This is a genomic window from Peribacillus sp. SIMBA_075, assembly GCF_046534585.1.
Genome location: NZ_JAWRYN010001669.1, coordinates 1 through 233 on the forward strand (window position 1 = coordinate 1; position 233 = coordinate 233).

1 pseudogene is annotated in these 233 nt (G+C 36.5%); it reads left to right on the forward strand.

What is annotated here, in order from left to right:
• Positions 1 to 233, forward strand: a pseudogene (locus tag SB775_RS34100) (outer membrane lipoprotein carrier protein LolA); the annotation flags it as partial.

Below are 233 nucleotides of genomic sequence, written 5' to 3' on the forward strand. Positions count from 1 at the left end.
GGTGAAGTTACTGGATAATGATCAAAATGTTCTTGTGAAAGTAGATTTCTCAAAAGTGAAATTTGATGCGAAATTTGATAAAGGTGCATTTGATACGAAACAAAATATGTCTAGAGCGCAAGTAGATGTTCAAACAACAGCGAAAGAAGACAAACCATTTGCTATTTTGTATCCGCGCGATACGCCGCAAGGTATGGTTTTGAAAGATGAAAAAGAGTTGAAGACAGACAGTG